The sequence below is a fragment of the Mucilaginibacter sp. genome (genome assembly GCF_039207105.1).
GTDB lineage: Bacteria > Bacteroidota > Bacteroidia > Sphingobacteriales > Sphingobacteriaceae > Mucilaginibacter.
The window spans coordinates 1-10,089 of record NZ_JBCECK010000168.1; the positions used below are offsets into that span (position 1 = coordinate 1).

The following is a 10,089-nucleotide window of genomic DNA, read 5'->3' on the forward strand; positions in this document are numbered from 1 at the left end:
AGTAAAGACTTATACGGCTCAAAACGTCCTGGCGAAACAGGAAATTAACCATTATGCGGTTCAGCAGAATGATTTCGTAGGAGGAATAACACTCTTCTATAATTACTCGACGTTAGGCCCTGCGAACGGTTATAATGACTACAATTATTACCCGAAAGCTTACAACGTTCAGTCTTACTGGACGGTCAACGATCAGAAAAAAGAGATCATTATTAATGCGGGAAAACCTATTACGACTACGACAAATTATTCATATGGCAATTCAGGTCACCGGGAAATCCGCCAGATGACGGTGAATAAAAGCGATGGCAGTAATTTGATAACCACTTATGACCGGCCAGGTGATTACCTGCCGGGAAACGGAAGCTCTTTTGCGGAACAAATGCTCAGCGATGACGTGATTACCCCAGTGATAGAACAGCGAACACTAATATCAAGAAATGGAACACTCCGGCTGATCTCCGGAACTTTTACGAACTACCAAAAATATAATAGTAGCTACTGGCGCCCTAATATGGTCTACCAGCTCGAAGCGCCGGCGCCGCTTTCTGATCTTACCCGGTCCTCATTTAGTTCAGCAGGTGTGCCTGTCATTCATCCCAATTATAAGCCTGCTGCTTATTTTGATAAGTACGATCAGGCCAGCGGCGTACTGCTGTCCAGGCACCTGGCTGATGGCGCGCCTGAATCATATTTCTGGGGTTATAATAATCAATACCCTATTGCTAAAGTAGCCGGCGCGGATTACGATGCGGCCAAACAGTTTGTGGATGTCGCGCTGCTTAATAATCCGGCGACCAGCCAGGGGCAGTTACAAACAGAACTCAACAAACTGAGAACCGCCGACGGAATAAAGAACGCGCTGGTAACCACCTTTACGTTTAGCCCGCTGGTGGGCATGACCAGTACGAGAGATGCAAAGGGAGAAACCACGATCTACGATTTCGATGAATTCCAGCGCCTGATCAATATCCGGGATAAAGACGGGAATATCACCAAACATACGGATTACCATTACCTGGGACAGTAAGCAAAGCGTTGACCTTAACCATTATCACACCATGAATTTTCACTTATATATATATCGCGGTAAGCAGGAACGCAATTCAGCATTCAAACGGTTCCTACTGACGTTGATCAGTAGCCTGCTATTGGTGATACACAGTCATGCAGCAAAACATACGCACCTGGGAGAGGTCGCGGCTGATCTGCCACTGCCGGGAAGTATCACGACCACCGTGCAGACTGTCAATTATGGCGCAGATGCGGATACACTCAAGAGCACCTCACCAGCCACCGGGGGAAGCGGGAACATCACTTATTTATGGCAGATCTCTACAGATAACAGCACCTGGACAGACATCAGCGGGGCGACAGGTTTAGACTATCAGCCACATGGCGTCTTTCAGAATCTTTATTTCAGAAGGTCAGCAAAAAGTAATGGCGGGGCTCCCGTATTTACCAATTCCGTAAAGGTGAAGGTTTACCCTCAGCTGCTACCGGGTAGCATCACCACGGCAGACCAGACGATCAGTTCCGGAACAGATGCCGACACCCTAAAAAGCGTAACACCAGGGTCCGGAGGCAACGGGACGATCACCTACCAGTGGCAGATCTCTACAGATAACAGCACCTGGACGGATATCAGCGAGGCAACGGATATCGAATATCAGCCTAAGCACGTGGGCATTACTGCCTATTACCGGAGAACAGCTATAAGTAACCATGTCGGCGTATTTTCCAATTCCGTAAAAGTAACGGTATTACCTCCGGATGGCAGCGGAGACAACGAAGTGATGAACACCAGGCCGAGCTCAACTATGAACTACGTAATGACCAGTACGCTGCGCATACCGGTGAGCTCGATCAGCGGACAGGCACAATTGGCAGCCATGAAAGTTGGTGAAGTTAACCAGAGCATCCAATATTTTGATGGACTGGGTAGACCCCTGCAAACGGTAGAGGTGAAAGGAAGCGCGGGACGACACGATGTGATCCAGCCGGTGGTCTATGATCCATTTGGCAGGGAGGTACAAAAGTATCTGCCTTATGCAGAAACTACAGGCAGCAGCAATGGCCGGTACAGGCCGGAAGCCGCATTAGCAGGTTTAGGCGTAGCGCAATTCTATGTCACTCCTCCGCAGGGAGTAGGTTTTAATCCTTATCCTTACAGTCAGACCGTATTTGAATCCTCGCCACTGAACAGGATAACTGAACAGGGAGCACCGGGAGCTACCTGGCAGCCGACAGCAGGTAACAATTCGGGGCACACGGTCAAAACCGAATATCTAACCAACAATTTGTATGACGTTTCGGATACGGCTAATACCCGGTCAGCAAGGCTTTACGTTGCCACGGTGAATGCCAACGGCGGCAGGACACTCACACAGGGAAACAGCGACGGCAGTTATTATAAAGAAGGACAGTTGTATGTAACCGTCACGAAAGATGAAAACTGGAAAGGCGGCAGAGGGGGCACCACGGAGGAGTACAAAGATCTGGAAGGACATGTTGTGCTGAAACGGCAATTCAATTATACACCTGCCCGGATTAATCCTGCTATCCCGGCCAAAATGGAGGTCCTGTCGACCTATTATGTCTATGATGATCTTGGGGACCTGGCTTATGTACTGCCTCCGGGAACCAATCCGGATGCGGTAGGCGTACCGCAATATACCGGTAGCCTGGGTTACATCTACCGTTATGATGAGCGGAACAGGCTGACGCAGAAAAAAGTACCTGGTAAAGGCTGGGAATTCACGGTGTATAATAAACTGAATCAGCCTGTACTAAACCAAGATAGCTTACAGCGTGTATCCAATCAGTGGACAGTGACCAAATATGACCTGCACGGACGGGTGATCGTAACCGGACTTTGGAATGCAGGTTCGACTATTGCTTTAGCTACTCTGCAAGACAGCATCTATACTGGTGATCAGTGGGATAACCTGGACTTGAATAATGATACGCAGACAAATCAAACGGGGTATGTATTAAAAAGCTACCCCACCCTCAATAAGGTATTAAACATAAACTACTATGACGGGTATGAACATATTCCAGCGAGTTCGCCCAGTAATAAGGTGGCCAGTAGGATGAGTGCGAAGGCTACCGGTATTATAAGCCCCATGACCAAAGGATTACTGACAGGTAACAGAACAGCGATACTCAATACTATTGCTGATCAGGCTCCCGCTTATCTGTTCAGTGTGTATTTTTATGACGAATTTGGAAGGGATATTCGTGATGATCAATTCTGTTACCTGGGTGGTAACGCTAATCAATACGCCTTTAGTAAATTGACGGATTATAATTTCAATGATCAGGTAACCTCTACCAGTCGCATGCGTGCTTCAGTGTTTTCATCAGGACCGATGTTTACGATCAACAATAAATATATCTATGATCATACAGGCAGGAAAATCAAGAACTGGGAACAGATTACTAATCAAGACAATACACCGAAAGACAGTGACTGGACGCTGGTGAACCAGGCAGAGTATAACGAGATCGGTCAGCTGCTGATCAAACACCTGCACGCTACCTATGCCGACAGTACGCATTTTAAGCAGTATGTCGTTTATACCTATAACGAAAGGGGCTGGTTAAACTCTATCCGCTCTGATCTGTTCAATGAGGTCTTGTATTATAATGACGGTAGCCTACCGCAGTATAACGGCAACATATCTAATCAGTTGTGGAACGTCTCCGGGGGGGCGGTGAAAGGTTACAGTTATCAATATGACCAGTTGAACCGGCTGAAATCTGGTTTGTCAACCGAAGGCGATAATGAACAGGGAATCAAATACGACGCGATGGGTAATATCACTGCGCTGAACCGTTACGCCAAACAGCTGATAGCGGACTCCTTAACGTATAACTACATTCCAAATACGAATCAATTGCAAAGCGTAGTGGATATTTCCGGGAGTATTATCGGGCAGAAGCCCGGAACGGCGAATTATCGGTATGACGGCAATGGGAACCTGACAGCAGATGACAGCAAGGGTATAACTTCGATCAGTTACAATATGCTGAATCTTCCGCAAACAATCACCGGGCTCAATACGAGCTATATTTATGATGCTGGAGGGAAAAAACTGGCCAGAATTGCAAACGGCATTGAAACGGATTACATTGCTGGGATACAGTATGAAGGTCCGGCCGGCAATCCTACGCTTAGTTTTATCCAGACGGAAGAAGGCCGGGCATTACCTAATGGCGCGAGCTATAATTATGAATATACTATAAGTGATCATCTGGGCAACAGCCGGGTAAGCTTTGACAGTTTTGGTCCGACCGCCACTGCAAAACAAGTAGATGATTATTACCCATTCGGAATGGATAATATTCGCCTTCGGAACGGAGATAAGAATGAGTATCTTTACAATAAGAAGGAGTTTCAGGAGGGTCTGAACTGGTATGATTATGGTGCAAGGTTCTATGACCCGGTAATTGGAAGGTGGACGAGTGTGGATCCGTTGGCGGAGAAAGGTAGAAGGTGGTCACCATACATCTATACATTTGGTGATCCGATTAGATTTACTGATCCCGATGGCATGTGGCCTGATTGGGGTGATATTGCATACTTTGCTGGTAAGGTGGCTCAAAATTTAGAGGAGGGATGGAATAGTTTAAGGGCAACCATGCGCCAAACGCCGATGCAAACAATGGATGCCATAGGCAAAGGGCTTAGCAATGGAAGTATAAAAAATGGGATAGTAAAAGGCATTGTTCACAACGTAGTAAAAGCATCTACTGGAACAGACGCTGATAGACTTGAAGTTGCAGCGGTGATGACGGGTGAAGCTATTCAGGTGGGTTTGCCAGTTGGAGATATTGGCAAAGCGGGCGATGTTGCTAAATTGGGCGAGGGAGCTAAGGTTATTGAAGAAGCAAATATTGTCACAGATGCCACTGGATTCGGGCCTAATGTTGATCCTATTCGAATTCAAGGCCCTTGGACTTCAGGAGATCTAGCGAGAGCCGCGGATGGCAAAGGACCATTAGACTTTATTCCAACCAATAATAAAGCGGGGAAACCGATGTCTTTGGAGTTACATCATGCAGATCAGATGCCCGGCTCTGCAATACATGAAGTCCCTCCATCACACTCTAAAAAGGTGCCACATCCTAATAAATTTAATCAAGGAGTTACCCCCTTGATGCGTACTCAAGATTCACAGTTACATTGGTATCTTAGGGGACTAGAAATGGGAAGTAAATAAGAGATAAGAAAATGATAAAATATCTAACTGAGGAACAATTAAGGTCCAATCTAAAGCTCGGTAAATCAGTTGAACAATGGTTGACTTATGAAAAGCGAGATGATTACACCGTTTTGAAATGGTTAAGAATTGATAACGAAAAAAGTTTGCAATTTAGCGTTAGCTACTTCGAATCCTTTGATGAGGGCGACGAAAACTTCTTAGATATTTATGAGTTTTCATTGTTAGATCCCGATGAACTATTTGGAGTTATTAATACTTTTGATTCTGTAGAAGAGGTGTTAAGCTTCGTTGAAGTTAAGTACTCAGCTTTAATTAACAGATTTGTTCCCGCAGGAGGAATTCAAGACGAATATCAAAGGTACGTTAATTCATTACATTAGTAGTTTTGAAGTTAGCTAGTAGCTTTTGCATTGAATAGCTACCCAACTAACAAATAGGAAATGATAAAGTATGCTCAATCACAAAGGTTGAGCTTTACTTTTTATAAGCTAATCTTGTTTTGGCATGTTGTATGAGGCCATCTATGGAGTACATGATGTGTTCTCTATCTTCATCGGGTAGCTGTTGGATAGATAGTACCTTATCCAGGAGAGTTTGATCTACTTGCTTATCAGCCTTTCCTACAAGATAGTCTAACGACACGCTAAGAGCATCAGCGATCTTACTGGCAACCTCGACAGAAGGAATAGCTTCATCCCGTTCATACCTACCTATAAGGTTAGCATGCACCCCAGCCTTGATGCCTAAATCGCTCTGTGATACTTTACGTTCTTTCCTGATTGAAGCCAAACGATTACCAAAAGTCATATCCATTGTAGTGGTTCTACCTTTATAGGTAGCTGTAAGGCAAAGATATAAACTTGTTTGTAAGTAAAAATACCCTGAGTTTGCTTGTTTTTGTTACCCTATTGAGGGTATTTACATCCTAAAGGTTAAATAAACGATCAAGAACAAGCTATTCACCGATAACCCCGAACTGCTGCATTACATCGCAGGCAAGCTGCATATCACTATCCTGGGTGGTATCAAACTAACGGGGCTGGACAGGTTGAAAGTAACGCTAAAGATGATCTGTACAGATAACAAGCAGGTTACTTTCCGGCATAGCCTCGATCTGTATAACCATATCCAAACAGCTCAGCTTATAGAGCGATCAGCAGAAACACTGGATGTAAGTACAACAGATGTAAACCTTGTCATCGGTCAGCTAATAACCGAATTAGAGAACTACAGGGCCATTCACCTCGAATCCCTGAAACCCAAACCACAAGAGATCAGAAAACTCACGGAGGCGGAACGTAAAGCAGCACTAATCTTTCTCCAAGCACCTGACCTGTTGAAGCAAACACAACAGCCTATCGCGCAAAGCGGTATAATCGGAGAAGAAACCAATGCCCTGATAGCCTACCTGATCTACACCTCCCGAAAGCGAAATACCCCACTGCACCTGATGTGTTTAGGGGCAAGCGGTACCGGTAAGACCTGGTTACAGAAGAAGGTCGGAGAACTGATACCCGAAGAAGATAAACTGGAGATCACTACCCTCAGTACAAACGCTTTCTACTACTTCGGGAAAGAAGAACTGAAACATAAACTATTGCTGATCGAAGATTTAGATGGTGCCGAGAACGTGCTATACCCACTTAGAGAACTGCAAAGCAAACGCAGGATCAATAAGACAGTAACACTCAAAGACAGCAAGGGCAATATGAAAACAGTAACCCTGAATATCGAAGGCCCGGTATGCGTGAGCGGTTGCACGACAAGAGAGCACCTTTATGAGGACAATGCCAACAGGTGCATATTGTTGTACATGGATAATAGCCAGGAACAGGATAGGCAGATCATGGATTATCAAAGAAGGATCAGTGCGGGACAAGTTGACCAGTATGAGGAAAGAAAAGTAAGAGAACAGCTCAAAAACGTACAACGCCTGCTTAAGCCTGTAAGCGTAAGAAATCCATATGCTCCCTATCTCAACCTGCCTGATGCGGTGTTTAAACCACGCAGGACTATGCTGCTGCTCTTACTATTTACCGAAATCATTACCTATTATCATCAATACCAACGAGAACTTAAAACGGATCAGGATACCGGAGAGCAATGCATCGAGAGCACCCCATCGGACATTGAAGCAGCTTTTACCTTACTGGAAACCACACTGCTCAAAAAGAGTGATGAACTGAACGATGCTTGCCGTACTGTCTTTGAGAAGCTAAAGACCTGGTTAAAGCAAAACCATACCGAAAGCTTTTATAGCAAAGATATCCGTTCCATACTCCGGATAACACCCAGCAGTATGCAACGTTACCTGCACGAACTGGAACTGATGGGTTACATCAAAATAGTACGTGGCAGCAGATATAAAGGCTTTGAGTATAAGGTAACCAGTTGGAACGATTTCGAATCCCTCACCAATAATACCCGACAAATGGTCAGGGCCATATTGGAAACGATCAACTCTGTAGCCTGTAAACCAACAGTAGCCCAAAGCACTGATGGGTTACATAAACCACAGAGAACCAATAAGAAGAAGATAGTAACCCTGTAAGCCTGTAAAACAAGAGGCAACTATTATTATATAAACAGATGAACCCTACCTATACCCGCTTACATGCCGGTTTCACCGAGTGGTTCCGCATTCTGAACTTTGAACCCACAAGCCAAAGAGATATGCCCAAGATGCTGATGGAGTTCTTTAACTTCCTGGAAGCAGGTGACTGCCACAGTATAGCAGCAATACAGGAACACCATATAAAAGCCTATCTAAACTGCCTGTACCAAAGGACAAACCAAAAATCAGGCGGAGGATTGAGCGTAAACTATATCCGTAAGCAAATGAAGGTTGTCCGTAGGTTCAGCCGTTATCTTACGGAAAGCGGACAACAAAGCTTTGATGCTACCATCCGTATCAAGGATAAGACAACAAACACCAGGGAGGTGCTGACCATCAAAGAAGTGCAACAGCTTTACATAGTCGCTAAAGACGATCTTTTCGGGTTAAGAGATAAAGCCATGTTAGCACTATACTATGGTTGTGGCCTGAGAAAACACGAGGGCGTGAGCAATTATGGAATCGCATAACTTCCGGAAGTTGTTTAGCTGTCTTAATAAAGGAGGTGAAGCTATTAAGGAAGTTAGGGGCACCAGAAGTTTGGGATTTTCAAATCGCACAGTACAGTGACGCGATTTTTGGTAGTATGGAAAATAGAAAAAGCCTTTTAATATATAATTAAAAGGCTTTTTGACACTTTTGTTAACATTTTCAGCGAAGAGGGACTCGCCGGATCTTCAGATTCTCTTTAAGATATGGGTGGATAATAATAGTCTATGAATGACCAGCATGGTAATATAACTCCAGAATACCGAATTAATGATAAATTCAAAACTGATCCCACGCCACATGATTTGGAACAATCCGCTGAATATAAGGGCAGTACCGAAAATATACCCTCCGAAGAGGCTTTCGGCCTTGATGGAGATCAGTTGCGCCACAGCGCCATAAATAAGAAGGAATAGAAAAACGCCATACCCTCCGGCTGAAAGGTAAGCATCTACTACAAAAGCAGGTTTAGCTGATACTGTTGAAGCTCTGTTAATTACGCCTGCGGCATATACCCGTTCCATGATCAAGTCCTCGGTACTGGGTTTTGCTGGCCAGAAGACCCTGGGAATCAAAGCTATTCCAGATTGCGTTAGCAAGGTTGTTCCGTAAAAATCTATGTTTTTGGGAGTTGACTGAGTAAACCGGATAAACATATCAATCTCGCTCAAACGGTAAACCAGGAAATCCCAATTCGATTCGTCCAGGTCATTAGATCCGGCATTTAGGGTGGCATCTATGGCTTGCTGGCTGGCCTGTTCAGCAGATTGGTCGTCTGACCATGCGCTTTGCCTGAAAGCATGATTATACGTGGGTAGCAACACGAAGAGTAGTAACAGGATGGGGATGAAAATGACGATCACCAGCTTTTTAAAGCTGGGATAAAGAAATATGCCCAATACTAATACACTAATGATAATAGGTTCTTTGAATCCGGAAACGAGAGCCTGATAAAAGTTAAAAAAATAAAAAAGGAGGCAAATGACAATGTTTTTGGCCTTCCGGAGCGGAATAGCAAAGGCAAGCGCTAATGTACCGGCAATAAAGCTTAAGGTATTCAATTGGTAATAAAACTGGGACAGGCCAGGGAGCTTTAAAAAAATCAGAGAAACAGGAAAACTGATGATGGCAAATAGCATCAGCAGGTTGGCCAGCTTTTGTTTTTCAATATAGTAAACTGATTGCACAGGATAGCGCATAAAAACCAGGATGCCCGTAACGAAAGCGGCATGGCCCAAACAATAATATTGCTGGCACTGAGCAGTGTATTGCATCCTGTTATGATCGGTAAGGGTGGTGCCCAGCTTTTCAAAATTATCATAGCCTAACACGTCCATAAAATAAAATATGGAGGTACAGGCCATATAACCGGCAAAAATTATTTGCACCAAAAAAATTGGGCGCATCAGCTGTTCCGAGACCGGTCTGTCATGAGGAAGAGGTGTTACCCAACCTGTTAATGTGAGGAAAAATATCAGGAATGATCCCAGCCAGGCAATCAGGTAAGATAATTCGTAATCGTTTTTTAACAAAATAGATAACATCCAGGGAATATATAAAACGATAATACGCTCCAGGGAGAACTGTTTAGCTGGCATAATCATTATTAACTCGTTTTAAAATGGCATTTGCCTGGTTGTTAAAACTCCAGTGTGCTATATGATCCTTGGCATGATTTCCCTGAGTGGTTAGCTTGTCCGGATCCTTCATCAGCAGTCGTAGTTTGGCAGTAATATCGGCGAGATTAGATGCCTC

General features: G+C 44.4%; 7 protein-coding genes. 5 read left to right on the forward strand and 2 right to left on the reverse strand.

Going from position 1 to position 10,089, the window contains the following annotated elements:
- Positions 1-286: 286 nt before the first annotated feature.
- The 3 genes from AAGC65_RS22155 to AAGC65_RS22165 are packed head-to-tail and all read left to right on the forward strand — an operon-like array spanning position 287 to position 5,611.
- Complete coding sequence (locus tag AAGC65_RS22155) at positions 287-1,030, forward strand: hypothetical protein (RefSeq protein ID WP_343114651.1); 744 nt, start codon at positions 287-289, stop codon at positions 1,028-1,030.
- Between the two features lie 31 nt (positions 1,031-1,061).
- Positions 1,062-5,228, forward strand: a complete 4,167-nt coding sequence (locus AAGC65_RS22160; protein WP_343114652.1) for a DUF6443 domain-containing protein — start codon at positions 1,062-1,064, stop codon at positions 5,226-5,228.
- A gap of 11 nt (positions 5,229-5,239) precedes the next feature.
- Positions 5,240-5,611: a hypothetical protein gene (locus AAGC65_RS22165; protein ID WP_343114653.1), complete on the forward strand. Its 372-nt coding sequence runs from the start codon at positions 5,240-5,242 to the stop codon at positions 5,609-5,611.
- A 94-nt stretch (positions 5,612-5,705) separates the two neighbouring features.
- Here the strand turns inward: AAGC65_RS22165 and AAGC65_RS22170 are convergent, their stop codons facing one another.
- Positions 5,706-6,044 carry a helix-turn-helix transcriptional regulator gene (locus tag AAGC65_RS22170; protein ID WP_343114654.1) on the reverse strand — a complete coding sequence of 113 codons (339 nt, stop codon included), beginning with the start codon at positions 6,042-6,044 and terminating at the stop codon, positions 5,706-5,708.
- A 253-nt stretch (positions 6,045-6,297) separates the two neighbouring features.
- Between AAGC65_RS22170 and AAGC65_RS22175 the strand changes: the two genes are divergently transcribed.
- Positions 6,298-7,782, forward strand: coding sequence for a hypothetical protein (locus AAGC65_RS22175; RefSeq protein WP_343114655.1), 1,485 nt, complete (start codon positions 6,298-6,300; stop codon positions 7,780-7,782).
- Between the two features lie 38 nt (positions 7,783-7,820).
- The gene (locus tag AAGC65_RS22180) at positions 7,821-8,315 is read left to right on the forward strand and encodes a hypothetical protein (RefSeq protein WP_343114656.1); all 495 of its coding nucleotides are present in this window, start codon (positions 7,821-7,823) and stop codon (positions 8,313-8,315) included.
- A 207-nt stretch (positions 8,316-8,522) separates the two neighbouring features.
- Here AAGC65_RS22180 and AAGC65_RS22185 read toward each other — a convergent pair whose 3' ends face one another.
- A complete protein-coding gene (locus AAGC65_RS22185; protein ID WP_343114657.1) occupies positions 8,523-9,932 on the reverse strand; it encodes an exosortase Y-associated Wzy-like protein in 1,410 nt (469 codons plus the stop codon).
- Positions 9,933-10,089: the final 157 nt, after the last annotated feature.

Coding starts and splice junctions, on each gene's coding strand:
- AAGC65_RS22155 (WP_343114651.1), top strand. CDS start 287: ATGACGGTGAATAAAAGCGATGGCAGTAATTTGATAACCACTTATGAC.
- AAGC65_RS22160 (WP_343114652.1), top strand. CDS start 1,062: ATGAATTTTCACTTATATATATATCGCGGTAAGCAGGAACGCAATTCA.
- AAGC65_RS22165 (WP_343114653.1), top strand. CDS start 5,240: ATGATAAAATATCTAACTGAGGAACAATTAAGGTCCAATCTAAAGCTC.
- AAGC65_RS22170 (WP_343114654.1), bottom strand. CDS start 6,044: ATGGATATGACTTTTGGTAATCGTTTGGCTTCAATCAGGAAAGAACGT.
- AAGC65_RS22175 (WP_343114655.1), top strand. CDS start 6,298: ATGATCTGTACAGATAACAAGCAGGTTACTTTCCGGCATAGCCTCGAT.
- AAGC65_RS22180 (WP_343114656.1), top strand. CDS start 7,821: ATGAACCCTACCTATACCCGCTTACATGCCGGTTTCACCGAGTGGTTC.
- AAGC65_RS22185 (WP_343114657.1), bottom strand. CDS start 9,932: ATGCCAGCTAAACAGTTCTCCCTGGAGCGTATTATCGTTTTATATATT.